Origin of the sequence: Paenarthrobacter sp. MSM-2-10-13, from assembly GCF_011605365.1 — a bacterium.
GTDB lineage: Bacteria > Actinomycetota > Actinomycetes > Actinomycetales > Micrococcaceae > Arthrobacter.
On sequence record NZ_JAAOXO010000001.1, the window covers coordinates 120842 to 138280 of the forward strand.

The following is a 17439-nucleotide window of genomic DNA, read 5'->3' on the forward strand; positions in this document are numbered from 1 at the left end:
TTACCGCCGGGCCGCAGCACGTTGGCGCGAGCGGGAGGCCAGGAGCCAGGACTGCATGTCCAGCAACGGCTTGCCCTCGTCATCCAAGTGATGCCTTGTCCAGTGTCCGCTGCTGTCCAAGTGCCAACTGGCTGTCCCGTCGTCGACGTATCGACGCATCAAGTCCATGACCGTTGCCGTGTCTTCCTTGCTGGCCAGCTGAACCAGCGCCTCAACGCGGCGATCCAGGTTGCGGTGCATCATGTCAGCAGAACCGATGTACACCACTGGCTCGCCACCGTTGCCAAAGGCAAAGACGCGTGAGTGTTCAAGGAAGCGACCCAGGACGGAACGGACCCTGATGTTCTCGCTGAGTCCCGGGACGCCGGGCCGCAGGGAGCAAATACCGCGCACCACGACGTCAACCCTCACGCCGGCCTGGGAGGCTCGGTAAAGGGCATCAATGATGGCTTCATCCACCATGGAGTTGACCTTGATCTGCACCAGTCCGGGAGTGCCGGCCTGGGCCCTGCGGATTTCGCCTTCAATCCTGTCCATCAAGCCCGCACGCACCGAGCGCGGCGCTACAAGCAACCGCTTGAACGTGGACTTCGGGGCGTAGCCGGAGAGCTGGTTGAACAGTTTGGACAGATCCTCGCCCACTTGCTCATTGGCTGTCAGGAGGCCAAGGTCTTCGTAATAGCGGGCGGTGCGCGGGTGGTAGTTGCCGGTGCCGATGTGGCAGTAGCGGCGCAACCCGTCCACCTCCTGGCGCACCACCAAGGACAACTTGCAGTGAGTTTTCAGGCCCACGATGCCATACACCACGTGAACGCCCGCTTGCTCGAGCTTTCGCGCCCAGGAGATGTTGGCCTGCTCATCAAAGCGGGCTTTGATTTCCACGAGGGCCAGGACCTGCTTGCCTGCCTCGGCAGCATCGATGAGGGCGTCAACGATGGGGGAGTCACCGGAGGTCCGGTACAGGGTTTGCTTAATGGCCTGCACCTTGGGGTCCGCGGCCGCCTGCTCCAGGAAAGCCTGGACGGAGGTGGAAAACGAATCATACGGGTGGTGGAGCAGAATATCCCTTCGGCGCATCGCGGCGAACACGTTGGCGGCCTTCGAGGTCTCGGACTCGTTGAGGTACCGGGACGTATGCGGGACATGCTTGGGGTAGTGGAGATCCGCGCGATCAATGGCACTGATGGCTGACAGTCCACGGAGATCCAACGGCGCGGGAACGGAGTAGACCTCGGACTCTTCAACACCCAGCTCGCGGATCAGCAGCGCTTTGATGTTCGGGTTGATGTCCGTGGTTACTTCCAGACGGACCGGAGGGCCGAAGCGGCGGCGCAGGAGTTCCTTCTCCAAAGCCTGCAGGAGGTTCTCGGCGTCGTCCTCTTCTACTTCCAGGTCCTCGTTGCGGGTGACGCGGAAGGTGTGGTGTTCCAGGACTTCCATACCGGGGAACAGCTTGTCCAGGTGGACAGCGATGACTTCTTCCAGGGCGATGAATCGGGCCACGCGTCCCGGGATGGCACCGGCACGCGGTCCGTCCACGGAAATGAGGCGGGGCAGCTGGTCCGGCACCTTGACGCGGGCAAAGAGTTCCTTGTCGCTGATCGGGTTGCTGACGATCACGGCGAGGTTGAGGGAGAGGCCCGAGATGTAGGGGAAGGGGTGCGCGGGGTCCACAGCCAGCGGCGTCAGGATGGGGAAGACCTTCTCCTGGAACATGATGCTGATCCGGTGGCGGGCATCCTCATCCAGTTCATTCCAGTGCATGATGTGGATGTGCTCGTACGCCAGCGCAGGGCGGATCTGCTCAGCGAAGACCCTGGCGTGGCGTTCCTGAAGCCGGTGGGCCTCTTCGCTGATCTGTTCCAGCACCTCGATGGGGCTCAGGCCCGCAGGGGAGGGCACGGCCAAACCCGTGGCGATGCGCCGCTTGAGGCCGGCCACCCGAACCATGAAGAACTCGTCCAGGTTGGACGCGAAAATGGACAGGAAGCTGACGCGTTCCAGCAGGAAGAGGTCAGGATCTTCAGCGAGCTCCAGCACGCGGGAGTTGAAGGCCAGCCAGCTGAGTTCGCGGTCCAGGAAGCGGTCCGGGGAGATGTCGCCTTCGGGCTCCAGGCTCGGTGCGAATTCCGGAATATCGATGCGGTCCTGAGTGGCTCGCGAAGCCGGCACTTCCGATGATCCGAAGCGCGGGGGCAGTGTTGCTCCCTTCGAAGTGGATCCGGCGGTGCCAACGGGGTCCGGCTGCATGGGGTTCTCCTAAGCTCAGGACGGGGTTTCCTCCCACATTACAAGCAATTCCGGCGCTCGAATCCAAGATGTCACCTGCTTTCAGGCAAGTGATCCCGTCAGGTTAATTTTTGGTTAAAGGCCCATACATCACATCGGTGTCCCAACGAACAAAGCCGAGTTTCTGATATAGAGCTACTGCTGCCTCGTTGTCGGCGTCCACGTACAGCATCACAGCATGCAGGCCTTGGTCCTGGAGATGCTTGATGCCCGCAACGGTAAGGGCCTTGCCCAGACCCAAACCCTGCGCCGCAGGAGTCACCCCCACCACGTAGACCTCGCCGATGGCCGGGTGCGGACCCTGCCGGGGGTGCACCTTGGTCCAGTGGAATCCCAACAGCTCGCCTTCACCATTGACGGCCAACAGGAAACCTTCGGGATCGAACCAATCTTCAGCCTTGCGAGCCTCAAGGTCCGCCAGTGTCATGGAACCCTGCTCTGGGTGGTGGGAGAAAGCGGCCCTGTTGGCTTCCAGCCAAGGCTGCTCATCCTGGCCCGGCACGAAGGTGCGGATCGAAATCCCGTCCGGAAGTCCGGCGTCGGGCAGTGCGGAGGTTGAGGACATCAGCCGCATCTTCCACAATTCGCGAACCGGACCGTAGCCGAAGCTCGTGGCGAGCTCGGCGGCCGCTTCGTGGTTGCCGTGCGACCACGCACTTAAACCCTTGAGGCCCCGTTTGCCCTGCAGGGCACCCAGCAGCTTTCCTGCCACGCCCTGATTGCGGTAGCTGGGGTGGACGGCCAGCTCCAGCACGCCGCTCCCGTCATCACTTTCGACGACCACCGCGACGCCCGCCAGGTCATCAGCGGTGGCAGGATCTGAGTCTTCGTCAGGGGCATATAGGACCAAAGACAGGACAGAGTGATCCCCGGCGTCTGCGCCGCGCAGCATGACCAACGTCTGCTCGGAGAACGGGGGATTCCCGTCCGACTCCCCGGCAGCGGCGGCCAGGGCCGTGACGTCCCTGAGGAGCTCACTGTCCAAGGCGCCGGCAATAATCAGTACGGGCCAGTTTTCCGGGTGCGCGTGACTCATGATGCAAGGCTATACGTCCAGTGCAAGCTGCGTGATTTGATGTCCTCGGAAATGGGAGGTAGTCTCGTTATCTCGTTCGCCTCGCGGTTTATCCGTGAGTCAGCGCAGGGGGGATCCACCAGTGGGGTGGCCTCGATACGTTCGACCCGTATGTCCTCCACCAAGTAGCTAAGTAAAAGGCCAGGATCCTTGTGGATCCTGGCCTTTTTCTTGTCTAATCCAGTGGTCGCTCGGAACAAACTTCAGGCTTCGGACAACTCTTCGTCCGTGAGACGGACAAGGGTCAGCCGGTAGCCAACGTTGCGGACAGTGCTGATCAGGTTCTCGTGATCCACGCCCAGCTTGGCGCGAAGCCGCCGGATGTGGACGTCCACGGTCCGGGTGCCGCCGTAATAGTCGTAGCCCCAGACTTCCGTCAGCAGCTGCTGACGGGTGAACACCCTGCCCGGGTGCTGGGCGAGGTACTTCAGGAGTTCGAACTCCTTGAACGTCAGGTTGAGGGGCTGGCCGCTGACACGGGCGGTGTAGCTCGCCTCGTCAATCACGACGCCGGCTGCCCGGATTTCGGTCTGGGCTTCCTCTTCGCCGGGCACGGCACGCGCCATGGCGAGCCGAATACGCGCCTCGACTTCTGCGGGTCCGGCCGAGTCCAGCACGATGTCATCTACGGCCCACGCGGACGAGACAGCAGCCATGCCACCTTCCGTGAGGATCAGCATGAGCGGTGCGCTGAGGCCGGTCGCCTTCAACAACTGGGTGAGCGAGCGGGCGCCCACTAGATCTTTGCGGGCATCAAGGAAGACGATGTCCGTGGGGTCGGTCTCCAGGAGGGCCGTGGGTTCTGCCGGGAGGATGTGCACACGGTGGTTCAGCAACTCCAAGGCAGGCAAAATGTCCACCGATGAGCCGGTGCTGTTCGTTAGGAGCAGGATGTGCGACATAGTTCCTCCAATGGGCTGTACGCGCATCATCGGGCGTCGAAACCGGCTTCTCACCGGTCGGTCACAACACATGCGCAGCCTCTACCGTTGTAACGGGATTGCGGCAAACACAGTGCGCTGTTGAAGTCTGAGTATACCCATCAGTGCCTTGCGACACATGGATTCGTGACGGGCAAGCACTGGAATTACGACATATTGGGCCGGCTTAAGGCAGGATTGTCGGGAGGTCGTAAGGCACATCGGATTGAGGTCGGCACACAGTGAAGTCTTGGAGCATCGGGGTATTCGGACTCGTGGCGCTCGTAGCCATCGTGGCCAGCACCTTCGTTTCCCGGGAAGCCATGGTGGGTGCAGGCATCGCGGCGTCCGCGGCGGTGGGGATAGGCTGGCCGCATTTCCTTGCTGTTCCCGCCAAGAAGACGTTGGCCGCCGTTATTGGGCTTGCCGGTGCAGGATCGGCCGTAGCCGCTGCCTACATGCCGGCGCCGGGATTCCTGGACGGTACCCCGGCGTTCGTAGCGCTGGGTGTGATGGCGGTGTTCGTGGTCCAGCTCATCAGGGGGACAGGGCAGGCCCAACGCCTGGAGTCCACTCTTGGCTGCTCCGCCGGTGTGTTGCTGAACTGCCTGGGCGCGGGGTGGATCGCCAGCGCGCGATTCAACGGCGTCAAGGAGATGGTCCTGGTGGCGGGCCTCAGCGCGGCAGTTGCCCTCATTGTGGGAATCATTCGCTGGCCGGACCGCATTGTGGCTCCGCTCGGTGTGGTGATGGCCGGACTCATGGGACCGCTGGCAGGTCTGGTCTTCTCGGATATCGCCGTACTTCCCGCAGCCCTGGTGGGCGTGGTGGTGGGATCCGTTCTGGTGTGTTTCCGCCGAATGACCACCCTTCGGCGGGGGCGACTCAATATCCCGGCGGCGATCGGAATGGGCGTGGCGCCCGTTTGGGCTGTGGGGGCCTTGGCTTACTTCATAGACAAACTACTCATCTACTAACGGTTAGGATTGCATCATGTCTGTACTCGCATTTGAAATCTTCTTCCTCGTTCTCCTTGGCCTGGCCAGCGTCGCCATGGCATGGTTTGCGGGTTTTGTCGTCTACCGCCTTTTCAAGGGCCAGAAGTAACCCTTCTGATCCTGCAGCCCAACAGAGGTAATCGTTGTGCCTATTGAGATCCCCACAGATCTGACGCCTGAACTCGTCCCCCTTTCCTGGCTCATTGGTGAGTGGGAAGGCCGCGGCCGGCTCGGCAGCGGAGACGAGGACTCCGAACATTTCGTCCAGCATGTGTCATTCACGCACAACGGGCTCCCGTACCTGCAGTACAGGGCCGAGACCTGGCTCAGTGATGACGCCGGCGAAAAGTTGCGCCCGTTGACTGTTGAGACGGGGTTCTGGGCTTTGGAGCGGAAGCTTGAAGAAGGCGACGGAGGCCCGGGTCTGATCCCGGCCGACATCGTCCCCGTTCTCAAGACTGCCGACGAAGTCGAGGAGCGGCGCAACAAGGAGGGCGGTTTCGACATCTCCGTATCGATCTCCCACCCTGGCGGAATCACTGAGCTCTACTACGGCCAAATCAAGGGACCCCAGATCCAGCTGAGCACCGACATGGTGATGCGCGGAAGCCACTCCAAGGAGTACACAGCGGCAACACGGATCTTTGGCTTGGTTGATGGCAACCTCCTGTGGCGCTGGGACGTCGCTGCCAGCGGCAAGGCCCTTGAAGCGCACGCCTCGGCATTCCTCAACAAGGTTTCCTGACCCGAGGCCTCACCGTACGTTCCAGCACGCAGCAAGCAAGCAGCCAGCAGAAGGAGCAGAAAGTGAACACCCACCTCAAGCCGGAAGGTTATGAGGGCCTTAAGGCCGTCTTCTTCAATGGCACCCTGAAACCTTCGCCGCAGCTCAGCAACACTGATGGCCTGATCAAAATCAGCCGGGACATCATGGAGAAGCAGGGCGTCACAACCCGGCTCTTCCGGACAGTGGACCACGACATCGCCAGCGGTGTGTATCCGGATATGCGCGAGCACGGATGGAAGACCGATGAATGGCCGGAGATCTACCGTGACGTCCGCGACGCCGATATTGTCGTGGTCGCCGGGCCTATCTGGCTGGGCGACAACTCGTCCCAAACCAAGAAGCTCATCGAGCGGTTATACGCCCATTCGGGCGAGTTGACCAGCAAGGGCCAATGGGCGTTCTACCCCAAGGTGGGCGGTTGCCTCATCACTGGCAACGAGGACGGCATCAAGCACTGTTCCATGAATGTGCTGTACAGCCTGCAGCACATCGGCTTCACCATTCCTCCCCAGGCCGACGCCGGGTGGATCGGTCCTGTGGGTCCGGGTCCCAGCTATCTGGACGAAGGATCGGGTGGGCCGGAGAGTGATTTTACTAACAGGAACACCACCTTCATGACGTGGAACCTCCTCCACATGGCCAAGCTCCTGCGCGATGCCGGGGGCATTCCGGCCTACGGCAACTTGCCGGAGGAATGGAAAGCGGGCACCCGATTTGATTTCGAAAACCCGGAATACCGCTGATACCGGAATACCGCTGAGTCGCAAGGACTTCTACTACGTATGACTTACAAGAGCCCTCTGTTGTCGCGCCCCGGCGCCGTCGAGGACACCGGCCTGGACGCCGGCGTCGCCGCTCACTATGGCGAACCGCTGCGTGAGCAGCGCGCCCTGGCAATCGGAACCGCCGTCGTCGATCTTTCGCACCGTGGCGTGGTGACCGTGACTGGCCCGGACCGGCTCAGCTGGCTCAACACGCTCTCGTCCCAACAGGTCACCAACCTTCAGCCCGGTGTTGCCAGCGAACTGTTGCTGCTCAGCGTTCAGGGTCGCATCGAGTTCGATGCCCGCGTCATTGACGATGGCACCACCACATGGCTGATCGTGGAGACTGCCGAGGCAGGGCCATTGGCTGAATGGCTGAACAGGATGAAGTTCATGCTCCGCGTCGACATTGAGGACGTCTCTGAGCAGTGGGCCGTGGTGGGTGCCACCAAACCGCAGGAGCAACTGACCGGGCGCTTGGTGTGGGAGGATCCCTGGCCGCACGTAAGCCCCGGCGGCTACGCCTACAGCATCGTTCCCGAGGAATCGCATCCCGGGCTCGAGCGCCCTTGGTTCGAGTACCTTGTCCCGGAGGCCCAACTGGAGCAATCCGTGGAGGGCCTTCCGTTGGCAGGCGCCATGGCAGCAGATGCCCTGCGGATTGCTGCTTGGCGGCCCCGCCTCGGTGCCGAGACCGACGAGAAGACGATTCCCCACGAACTGGACCTTTTGAGGACCTCAGTACACCTGAACAAGGGCTGCTACAAGGGCCAGGAAACCATTGCTCGTGTCCACAACCTGGGCCACCCGCCGCGGCGCCTCGTGTTCCTGCAGCTTGATGGCTCACAGCACACACTGCCAGCCGTTGGCAGTGTTGTATTTGTCGGGGAGCGCAAGGTGGGTACTCTGACATCGGTGGCGCAGCACTTTGAAATGGGACCCGTTGCTTTGGCCGTGATCAAGCGGTCCGTATCGGCGGAGGAAACCCTGACGGTGATGGACGGTGAAGAACCTTACATCGCAGCCCAGGAAGTGATCGTCGCCCCCGACGCCGGCCAGGTTGTCGGGCGCCAGACCGGATTCCTGAAGGGACCCCACAGATGAGCCAAGCTACAGGCCCCGACGACGAAACGTTGGCCCTGGCCCACGCCCTGTTCGATGCTGCCCGCGAAGGGGACACCGAACTGCTGCGAGGCTACTTGAGCGCCGGTGCTCCTGCCACGCTGACCAACGCCGCCGGCGACTCCCTCCTGATGCTGGCCGCCTATCACGGGCACGAGGAAGCCGTACAACTCATCCTCCATCACGGTGCCGACGTCAATGCCGCCAACGATCGCGGACAGACTCCGCTGGCCGGGGCGGTCTTCAAGGGATACACCGGCGTCGCCCGGGTGCTGCTGGATGCTGGAGCAGATCCCGACGCCGGAACTCCCTCCGCGCGCGATGCCGCCACAATGTTCGCCAGGTCAGAGATTCAGGCCCTGCTGGACTAACGCAACTAGTGCTTGGAAAGCCCAGCCGCCTGGCGGCTGGGCTTTCTGTGTCTCCGGGTTCCTTTGCATCCTTATACTCCACGTGGAATAGTTGTTGTGGAGTATTTGATTCGGAAGGGGGTTTGTTATGCCCAAGGCCGCTGCCTTGACCCCACTGGGGGTAGCCGCGCTGGCCCTTTTGGCGGAGGGGCCCATGCATCCTTACGAGATGTACCAGTTGCTGATGGCCCGTCATGAGGACCGCCTCGTGAAAGTGCGCCCCGGGACCCTGTATCACGCCATGGGCCGGCTCGAGGAAAGCCGGCTCATCGAGGCTACGGGAACCGAACGCGAAGGAAACCGCCCGGAACGGACCACCTACCGGATCACTTCAGCCGGACATGTTGCCCTCGATGCCCGTCTGCAGGCCATGCTCTCCACCCCTGTGAATGAATACCCCGTCTTCCCTCACGCAATCGCCGAGGCCCATCACCTTCCCGCGGAGGTGGTGATGGGGCTGTTGGAGGAGCGGGTTGTTGCACTGAATGCCGATCTTGACTTCCTCGTCCACGCCGAAGCCACCGTGACGGGCAAGGGACTGGCCCGTAAGTACTGGATCGACATCACGTACCAACAGGCAATGCGCCGAACAGAGATCGCGTGGATCCGCGGCCTCCTTGAGGAGTTGGGCAACGGGCGCCTGCCCTGGGATGAACCCCAACCGGCTCCAACCGAACTTATAAGCAAACCAAAGGAATCCCTTGGAAAACGTAGCTAAGCCGTGGCCCGCGCTGTGGTCACTCGTGGTGGGTTTCTTCATGATCCTCATCGACACCACCATTGTGTCGGTCGCGAACCCGCGGATCATGGAGGGCCTCAACACGGATATCAACGCCGTCATTTGGGTCACCAGCGCCTACTTGCTGGCCTATGCCGTGCCCCTGTTGATCACGGGCAGGCTGGGTGATCGGTTCGGCCCCAAGAACCTTTACCTGATCGGCCTGGTGGTCTTTACCCTCGCTTCCCTCTGGTGCGGGCTCTCCGGCGACATCACCATGTTGATCGCTGCGCGCGCCGTCCAAGGCTTCGGTGCCGCCATGATGACGCCTCAGACCATGGCCGTGATTACGCGAATCTTCCCGCCCGACCGCCGCGGCGCAGCCATGGGGCTGTGGGGAGCTACGGCAGGAATGGCAGTACTGATCGGCCCCATCCTTGGTGGTCTGCTGGTGGACAGCCTTGGCTGGGAGTGGATCTTCTTCGTCAACGTCCCCATCGGCATCGTGGCCTTTATCCTTGTCACGCGTTTCGTGCCGAAACTGAGCACTCACACCCACACGTTCGACGTCGTGGGCGTGGTGCTGTCCGCCGTCGGTATGTTCTTGCTGGTGTTTGGCATCCAAGAGGGCCAAACCTACAAGTGGGGAACGGTTACCGGGTTCGTTTCGGTGTGGGGTTTGATCATTACCGGACTTGTAGTCCTGGTTCTGTTTGTCGCCTGGCAGTGGCTTCTTGAACGCCGTGGAGGGGAACCACTGCTGCCGCTTGGCCTGTTCAAAGACCGCAATTTCTCCCTGGGAAACAGCACCATCATGGCCGTGGGCTTCACGGTGACAGCCTTCCCGCTGCCCACCATTTTCTACTACCAAACGGTGCGGGGCCTGACGCCAACGCAGTCTGCCTTGCTGATGATTCCCATGGCTGTTATTTCGGGTGCGCTCGCTCCGTTCGTCGGCAAGCTCATAGACCGCGCAAACCCGCGCTGGTTCGCATCCTTCGGCCTCGTCTGCCTTTCCGGAGCATTGTTCTGGACCGCGTCCCTGCTGGGCCCGGACACTCCTATCTGGATGTTCCTGCTGCCCAGCGCATTGCAGGGCGTTGCCAACGCCTTCATCTGGGGTCCGGTGTCCAACGCGACCACCCGCAACCTGGAACCACGCCAGGCAGGGGCCGGTTCCGGCGTTTTCAACACCACACGCCAGATCGGTGCTGTGTTGGGTTCGGCTGCCATTGCTGCCCTCATTCAGTCTCGGCTCGCGGCAGAACTGCCTGCGGCTCCAGCCGGAGCTCCTGCGGGTGAAGCCTCCATGACCGGAGTGTTGCCGGAGGCGCTGCACGCGGGATTCTCGACGGCGATGAGCCAGTCCATCCTGTTGCCCGCCTGTGCGATTCTTCTGGGAGCGGTGATGGCACTGTTCTTTGGCAAGCCCAAGTCGGTGCAAGGCTGGGGCGGAAAGGCCCCCGAGGTACCGGCCGTTCAGGAAACAGTGGGCAAGTAGCGCTGACATTTTCCGGACAACAGCGCAGGACCAGCCCACTTTTGGGGTGGTCCTGAGCTGTTGTAGGGCAGGATCAATCCCTTCCGGGTTCAAAGCCGGGCCAGTTCAGTTCTGTGTCAGCCGAGGATGACGCTGGCGTGGAGCCCGCCCGTGGCAAATCCCAGGCTGCGGGCCATCGCCAGCGCACCGGTGTTACTGACATCGGCCTTCCACTGGAGGGTCAGGCCGGAGGCAAGTGCTTCATGTGCAGCGATGGAAGCGGCCAGGGTGCCCAAGCCTCGCCGCCGCCAGGGAGGTGCAACCAGCACGCCCATATTGGCCAGAATGCCCTCCCACTCGGAATAGGCACCGCAGGCCACCGGCGTGGGCTGATCTTCCTCGGGATGCATGATGGTGAAGCGATGTTCGAGCCCTTGAAGGCCAACCTCGTTGACGTCATCCGGGGGACACAAGCCCTCAAGGCTGATGGCCTCGGGGTTGCCTTGCGAAACCGTCAGTTCTTCGGATGGTTGCTGAAGCGGGAGATCGTCTGCAAAGAACAATGCGGAGGATCCAAGCCCGTGTCCGCCGTGCGAGCGAGTGATGGTCAACAGCGTTACGTGCTGGGCCAGTTCGGTATCGGGGATGGCTGCCGCTGCATCAAGGGCCCACTGCGGTCCCACTAGCGCCGAGACGCCAAACAGGCGAAGGAAAACCAGCGACCGCGCTGCGTCATCCACACGGGTAATGCGGTTGCCAAGGTCGCCTGGGTCCGCCGCGGAAGTGGTGAGCCGGGCAGCTGCGGTGGCGAAAGCGTCGTCGTCGAACCCCAAACGACGAGCCCACGCCAGCTGGATGATGGCAGCGGACGTGGGCTCTAAGGTCATGGATTCAGCCTAGCCGACTAGCCGAACAGCACAGACGCTTCGTCGTAGCGGTGTTGTGGCACGGTCTTGAGCTTGCCCAAGGCTTCCTCGAAGCCCACATGGGAAATGTCTGTGCCCTTCAGAGCCACCATGGTGCCCCAGCGGCCTTCCACCACGGAGTCGATGGCGGCCATGCCCAGGCGCGTCGCCAGAACGCGGTCGTAGGCGGTAGGAACGCCACCACGCTGGATGTGGCCGAGGATCGTGGCCCGGGTTTCGATGCCGGTGCGGGCCTCGATCTCCGGTGCCAACTGGTCAGCGATGCCGCCCAGGCGGGGACGGCCGAACGTGTCCAGGCCGCGCTCGGAGTGCGGGGACTCCATGTGATCAGGGACGAAGCCCTCAGCAACCACCACCAGCGGCGCACGGCCACGGTCGTGGGCTTCCTGGACCCATTCGGTGATCTGCTCGATGCTGGCCTTCTGCTCGGGGATCAGGATGGCGTGTGCGCCGGCAGCCATACCGGCGTGCAGTGCGATCCAGCCGACGTGGCGTCCCATCACTTCGGCAATCATGCAACGGTGGTGGGATTCGCCGGTGGTGCGGAGCCGGTCGATGGCCTCAGTGGCAATCTGGACGGCGGTATCGAATCCGAACGTGTAGTCGGTGGCATCGAGGTCGTTGTCCACGGTCTTGGGGACTCCGACGATCTTCAGGCCGGCGTCGGTAAGCCGCTTGGCAGCTGCCAGGGTGCCCTCGCCGCCGATGGCGATGATCGCGTCAATGCCCAGGCGTTCCATGTGGGCTTTGATGACGTCCGGGCCTCCACCGTTTTCGAACGGGTTGGTGCGGGAGGTGCCCAGAATGGTGCCGCCCTGCTTGGCAATACCGCGGACCATGGTGCGGGGGATGTCGATGACATCACCTTCAACCACACCACGCCAGCCGTCGCGGAAGCCAACAAACTCCTGGCCGTGGATTGCGATGCCCTTGAGGACTGCTCCGCGGATCACTGCGTTGAGGCCGGGGCAATCGCCACCGCTGGTAAGAATGCCAATTTTCATGTTTGCTCACTCATGGCTTGGAGGAATACGTGCAGAGCGCCACGCTGAGCTCCCCATGATTGTAGACGCGCATGTGGGGTGGGACACAAACGGTTACTTTTGACCCTGGCCGTGCGGTATTGGAAACCTGGCCGAAAACAGCGAAACGCCCCGCCGGCCGGCAGGGCGTTTCGTGTTCTTCGGCCGCTGTAAACGAAAACTACCGGGAACGCTGGCTGATGAAGGATTCGAGCGCGATCTTGTTGTTCTGGTCCGGCAGGAGGAGCCAGCCCAGGATGTAGACCACGAATGCCGGCCCGGGCAGCAGGCAGAAAAGCAGGAAAGCCACCCGAACGTACGCGACGTCTACCCGGAGCTTTGCTGCGATTCCTCCGCAGACGCCACCCAGCCATCGTTGCGGTCCACGCTTCAGGCCGAAGCCCCTGACGATGCTGAAGAACTTGTCCATGGCTACAGCCTTCCCTGTTGTGGTTGCTTTGTCACGTTGCTGCGTGCGGTCACTTGGCCGGACTCTTCGGTGTGCCGGAACCCTTGCGGGCTGCCAGGAGCCCACCGACCACCAGTGCCGCACCGGCACCGATCATCAAACCGATCAGCACGTACGTGCCGTTCAGAGTGACCCATCCGAGCGTAGAGATGACGATCAAGGCCGCGAGGGCGATCACAATCAACCCCCACACCACAGTTCCTATCCGCGCCTGGCGGGGTTCGTCGTCGTCAGTGTGCTGTACTGCGAAGCTGGGCTCCAACGGCGGGGTGAGCGGGATTGGCTTGAGGCTCGGCTTGGGGAGGGCTTCCGTGGGGCGGGTTTCGCGGGGGAGGGCTTCCGTGGGGCGGGTTTCGCGGGGGAGGGCTTCCGTGGGGCGGGTTTCCGCCGAACGTTGCTCCCTGGGCAGCGGTTCTGTTGGCTGCGCAGGCTCAGTCGGCTGCGCGTCGCGTGCTTTGCCTGGCTCGTTGGTGTTCATGTCAGTTTCCTTCCTGGATGGTCACGTTGCTGAACGTGCCGTCAATTTCCACCACGAGGTTGGCTCCCGGCTTTTCAGTGTTGTAGAGCGTCCTCTCGTCCTGGAGGCGTCCACCGCGGTCTGTGCCACGTTCGTTGAGGTTGCCGAACGTCATATCGGCCCTGACCTCAACAGGAACATCGTCGGGGATGATGACCGTGACATTGCTGGCGGTGGCGTCAACCGGAATGAGTACCTCGGAGATCAGCGGAGGCGTTAGGGCGATCTCGCTCAAGTCCACCCGCCCCTGCGCCCCCGTGACGTCAATGCCGAGCCGTGCTTGTTCAATGCTGGTGGGTGCCCAGTTGACGTCGTGGAAGGTGAAGCGGTCGCCGTCTCTGGGGACCACGTTGAAGATTCCGCCAGTGATCAGGGCCGCCACGGCGAGGAAGCCAAGGAAGCCCGAGGTCCGTCCGCGAAGTCCTGCAATGAGGATGCCCAAGCCAAGTACGGCTGCGCCGGTAGCCCACACCACGGCGTTACCCGACTTACCCAGTTCAATGACATTTCCGGCGTCGAGCGCTTTCAGCGTGCCGCCGGCAAGGAGGGCTGCACCGGCTGAGACTGAGACGATTGCAGCTCCTGGACCCTTGTGCTTAGGAGCGGCGGGTTTAGGCTGCCATTGTTGCGGGGGAGTTGGTCCGTAAGGAGGGCGAGGGCCGGAAGGCCCGGACGGCGAGGGCACGGACCCGGAGGGCCCGGACGGTGTGGCACCTGACCTGCCGGGCGCGCCGTATACGGGTACGCCGGTATTGGTTCCGGTGGTTGTGGAGCCGGTGGTTGTGCTGGACGCGAACTGCGTGGGCGTACCGTAACCCGTGCCGCCGGGAGCCGCGGCATAGGGCGTTGAGGAGTAATTTTGTTGACCCACGGTCGGTGCTCCTTTTGAGGTTTTGTTGCGTTGGACCAGGAAGTAGATGAGGTAGAAGACTCCGCCCATCCAGAAGAGGGTCCAGAACAGGCCGGGCATACCATCCCAGCCCCAGCCCCAGAATCCGCGGCCAAGGCTCGGCAGGCCGATGATGGTGGTGATCAATGCGCCGGTCATACCCCCTGACCAACGGCCCGCGGCGGCTTCCTGTACGTGGATCCGGCCGTCAGGCTCGGGCAGGAGCGCCCAGGCAATGCCGTAAAGCAGCACGCCGACGCCTGCAAAGAGTGCCAGGACAATGAAGATGCCCCGCACGATCAGGGGGTCGATGCCGAATCGGTGGGCCACACCGCTTGCGACGCCGCCAATCCAACGGTCCGGTCCCCGGCGGATGCCTTGATTGCGGATCCAGTCGAAGAAGTTCTGCTGGGAGGTTGCCGGAGCGGTGCCGGTGGGCGGGTAGTTGCCCCCGGTGGGACCGGTTCCCGCGGAAGTCCCGGCCTCTCCAGGTGTTCCCGAAGGCGTCCCGGACGTGGCACCGGTGGCGCCGGTGGAAGCGCCGGTGTGGGCGCTGGAGCCGGATCCGCTGGCCGTGCTTGGCGTTCCGGGTTCCTCTGGGTTCATGCTGTTCGCGTTCATACTTCGATCCTGCCGCCCAGACCACCCCGCCCTCTACTGGGGGATACCCTGAATGATCCCTGAGGGACCCCCGAACAACGCCGGTTTCCCGTCCGGGGCACTCTGATCCGTGTTTGGATTGGTATATGACAACCGCTGTACAACGCCCCACGCTGGTCCGCAGCAGCGACCGCATGATCGCGGGCGTCTGCAGCGGACTCGCCGACCATTTGGGCTGGCCCGTCAACTTGGTCCGGCTTGGCATGATCCTTGCCTGTTTCGCCGGTGGAGCAGGCGTGGCCTTCTACGCATGGTTGTGGACCATGGTTCCCACCGCGGATGAAAACGCCAAGCGCAACGCCCGCCGTCCGGCGTCGCCCATTGCTCCTGCGGTGAGCCTGGCGCCTCCGTCCGTCTCCGCCCCCGCCCCTTCCGTGGCACCAAAAACGTACGACGCCGGCGCGTCGCCGGCGGGGGTCGGCGCACCACCGGTATCCGGTTCCGTCCAGGCCGGCCCTCCTGTTCCTGGTACGGCTTATAGCCCTACTGCGGGGACCATGCCCGGCACCCCTTTGCCCGGTGTGTCTTTGCCCGGCAGCGGTCCTTTGCCGGCTAGTGATTCATTGATCGGCGCGGACGCTCTAGCCGGTCAGCTTGCGGGCCCGCCCCGTTCGGGCACTGCAGGTGGCAGCAACGAAAGCACGCTGGCGACGTGGTTCTCGTTCCGCAAGATCCACTACGGCAAGGAAATCCTGCTCGGAACGGCACTGCTCCTGGTGGCCGCGATCTTGATTGCACGCCAGTTGGGCGTTGATGTCCCTTTGGGCACGCTCATTCCGGCAGCCGCCATCCTGGGTGGTGCTGCCATCGCCTGGATGCAACTGGATGAGACCCGGCGAGCCGGGTTGGTGGACAAGACGAAGGCCGATCAAGCAGGTGGATGGACCCGCCTGGCAGCGGGGTTGGCCTTGGTGGTGGCCGGCGTCCTGGTGATGGTTTCCGGGTCTGGATCCTGGGAGCAGACTTGGCTGGCACTACTGGCTTCCGTCGCTGTCCTCGGCGGAGTTGCCTTGGTACTGCTGCCGTGGGGCCTGAAGTTCTGGAAGGACCTCGAGGCCGAACGCGCCGGCCGCGTCCGCGAAACCGAGCGCGCAGAGATCGCTGCCCACCTGCACGACTCCGTACTTCAAACCTTGGCGCTCATCCAGCGGCGTGCAGGTTCCGAGCAGGACGTGGTGCGGCTTGCAAGGGCCCAGGAACGCGAGCTCCGGTCCTGGCTGTTCAGCGACCCCGCCAAGGAGTCTGGCCTCCTCGCTGACCGGATCAAGTCCGTGGCCGCGGAAGTGGAAGACTCCCACGGCCACGCGGTTGAGGTGGTGACAGTGGGAGATACCGAGATGACGGACCGGCATGAAGCCCTGGTCCAGGCCGCAAGGGAAGCCATGCTCAATGCCGCAAGGCACGGCGGCGGAACAGTATCCGTGTACTTGGAGAGCAATACCGGCAGTACCGAGATTTTCATCAAGGACCGCGGCCCGGGCTTTGACCTCGACGCTGTTCCGGACGACAGGCTGGGCGTCAAGGAATCGATCATTGGCCGGATGAAGCGGCACGGCGGTACAGCGGTCATCAACAGCAGCAGTGATGGAACGGAAGTTCGTTTGTCCCTCCCGTCAGCAAATCCGGACACCGGCGAGCAACGGAATGCTGATGCGCGAAACGGTGAACAGCGGAATGGAGAAGCCAAGCAATGAACAACAGCTCTGAAAACGGCGTTGGACGCAGGGTACGCGTGGTCATCGTGGACGATCACACCATATTCCGCTCCGGATTGAAGGCCGACCTCGACGAACGCATCGACGTTGTGGGCGAAGCCGGAACCGTGGAACAGGCCATCGCTGTCATAGCCGAGATCCGCCCCGAAGTAGTGCTGTTGGATGTGCACCTTCCCGGCGGTCTGGGTGGTGGCGGACGTGAAGTCATTGCGGGGTCCATGTCGTTGCTCGCCACCACCAGCTTTCTGGCGCTCAGTGTCTCCGATGCCGCCGAGGACGTGGTCTCCGTGATCCGTGCCGGCGCCCGGGGCTACGTCACCAAGACCATCTCCGGCAAGGAGATTTCCGACGCCGTGATCCGGGTGGCCGATGGCGATGCCGTGTTCTCGCCAAGGCTTGCAGGCTTCGTGCTCGATGCCTTCGGGACTGCGCCGGCGGACATCGCGGACGACGAACTGGACAAGCTTTCCGCCCGCGAACTCGAAGTCATGCGGCTCATCGCCCGCGGGTACAGCTACAAGGAGGTCGCCAAGGAGCTGTTCATCTCCATCAAAACGGTGGAAACCCACGTCTCGGCCGTGCTGCGCAAACTCCAGCTTTCCAGCCGCCACGAACTCACCAAGTGGGCTGCAGAGCGCCGTCTCCTCTGACGCTCTATCACATCTCTCGGGCCTAAAC

The 17439-nt window shown here is 62.7% G+C and carries 17 protein-coding genes; 9 read left to right on the plus strand and 8 right to left on the minus strand.

All coding sequences use genetic code 11. From position 1 onward, the window contains the following. The 3 genes from HAV21_RS00600 to HAV21_RS00610 form a co-directional block, all read right to left on the minus strand. Nucleotides 1–2250 carry an RNA degradosome polyphosphate kinase gene (locus HAV21_RS00600; protein ID WP_142938336.1) on the minus strand — a complete coding sequence of 750 codons (2250 nt, stop codon included), beginning with the start codon at nt 2248–2250 and terminating at the stop codon, nt 1–3. Between the two features lie 103 nt (nt 2251–2353). Further along, entirely contained in the window at nt 2354–3325 is a 972-nt protein-coding gene (gene mshD, locus HAV21_RS00605) for a mycothiol synthase (protein ID WP_166839891.1), read from the minus strand. A 242-nt stretch (nt 3326–3567) separates the two neighbouring features. Continuing rightward, nucleotides 3568–4266 (minus strand): response regulator transcription factor, encoded by a 699-nt coding sequence (locus HAV21_RS00610; protein WP_142938338.1) that lies wholly within the window; start codon nt 4264–4266, stop codon nt 3568–3570. Nucleotides 4267–4526: 260 nt separating this feature from the next. Here HAV21_RS00610 and HAV21_RS00615 point away from each other — a divergent pair, with 260 nt between their 5' ends. From HAV21_RS00615 to HAV21_RS00645, 7 genes are all read left to right on the plus strand, one after another. Continuing rightward, nucleotides 4527–5261, plus strand: coding sequence for a permease (locus HAV21_RS00615; RefSeq protein WP_142938339.1), 735 nt, complete (start codon nt 4527–4529; stop codon nt 5259–5261). 166 nt (nt 5262–5427) lie between these two features. Then, nucleotides 5428–6027: an FABP family protein gene (locus tag HAV21_RS00620; RefSeq protein ID WP_142938340.1), complete on the plus strand. Its 600-nt coding sequence runs from the start codon at nt 5428–5430 to the stop codon at nt 6025–6027. Between the two features lie 62 nt (nt 6028–6089). Further along, nucleotides 6090–6812, plus strand: coding sequence for a flavodoxin family protein (locus HAV21_RS00625; protein WP_166839893.1), 723 nt, complete (start codon nt 6090–6092; stop codon nt 6810–6812). Between the two features lie 39 nt (nt 6813–6851). Beyond that, the gene (locus HAV21_RS00630; protein WP_166839895.1) at nt 6852–7937 is read left to right on the plus strand and encodes a folate-binding protein YgfZ; all 1086 of its coding nucleotides are present in this window, start codon (nt 6852–6854) and stop codon (nt 7935–7937) included. Then, nucleotides 7934–8326: an ankyrin repeat domain-containing protein gene (locus HAV21_RS00635; RefSeq protein WP_166839897.1), complete on the plus strand. Its 393-nt coding sequence runs from the start codon at nt 7934–7936 to the stop codon at nt 8324–8326. The genes HAV21_RS00630 and HAV21_RS00635 overlap by 4 nt, the downstream gene beginning before the upstream one ends. Before the next feature lie 127 nt (nt 8327–8453). Beyond that, on the plus strand, nt 8454–9083 hold the full coding sequence (locus HAV21_RS00640) for a PadR family transcriptional regulator (RefSeq protein WP_142938344.1): 630 nt from the start codon (nt 8454–8456) through the stop codon (nt 9081–9083). Beyond that, complete coding sequence (locus HAV21_RS00645; protein WP_142938345.1) at nt 9067–10584, plus strand: DHA2 family efflux MFS transporter permease subunit; 1518 nt, start codon at nt 9067–9069, stop codon at nt 10582–10584. Before HAV21_RS00640 ends, HAV21_RS00645 begins: the two co-directional genes overlap by 17 nt. Nucleotides 10585–10700: 116 nt before the next feature. On the opposite strand, the gene HAV21_RS00650 is transcribed toward HAV21_RS00645, so the two are convergent. From HAV21_RS00650 to HAV21_RS00670, 5 genes are all read right to left on the minus strand, one after another. Next, the gene (locus HAV21_RS00650; RefSeq protein ID WP_166839899.1) at nt 10701–11450 is read right to left on the minus strand and encodes a GNAT family N-acetyltransferase; all 750 of its coding nucleotides are present in this window, start codon (nt 11448–11450) and stop codon (nt 10701–10703) included. A 17-nt stretch (nt 11451–11467) separates the two neighbouring features. Continuing rightward, on the minus strand, nt 11468–12493 hold the full coding sequence (locus HAV21_RS00655) for a 6-phosphofructokinase (protein ID WP_018776708.1): 1026 nt from the start codon (nt 12491–12493) through the stop codon (nt 11468–11470). A 199-nt stretch (nt 12494–12692) separates the two neighbouring features. Next, nucleotides 12693–12941 (minus strand): PspC domain-containing protein, encoded by a 249-nt coding sequence (locus HAV21_RS00660; RefSeq protein WP_142938347.1) that lies wholly within the window; start codon nt 12939–12941, stop codon nt 12693–12695. Nucleotides 12942–12990: 49 nt separating this feature from the next. Continuing rightward, nucleotides 12991–13242: a hypothetical protein gene (locus tag HAV21_RS22095; RefSeq protein ID WP_142938355.1), complete on the minus strand. Its 252-nt coding sequence runs from the start codon at nt 13240–13242 to the stop codon at nt 12991–12993. 217 nt (nt 13243–13459) lie between these two features. After that, nucleotides 13460–15007 carry a PspC domain-containing protein gene (locus HAV21_RS00670; RefSeq protein WP_208095720.1) on the minus strand — a complete coding sequence of 516 codons (1548 nt, stop codon included), beginning with the start codon at nt 15005–15007 and terminating at the stop codon, nt 13460–13462. A gap of 125 nt (nt 15008–15132) precedes the next feature. Between HAV21_RS00670 and HAV21_RS00675 the strand changes: the two genes are divergently transcribed. Then, nucleotides 15133–16740, plus strand: a complete 1608-nt coding sequence (locus HAV21_RS00675; RefSeq protein ID WP_166839903.1) for an ATP-binding protein — start codon at nt 15133–15135, stop codon at nt 16738–16740. Next, nucleotides 16737–17411, plus strand: a complete 675-nt coding sequence (locus HAV21_RS00680) for a response regulator transcription factor (RefSeq protein WP_142938357.1) — start codon at nt 16737–16739, stop codon at nt 17409–17411. The genes HAV21_RS00675 and HAV21_RS00680 overlap by 4 nt, the downstream gene beginning before the upstream one ends. Nucleotides 17412–17439: the final 28 nt, after the last annotated feature.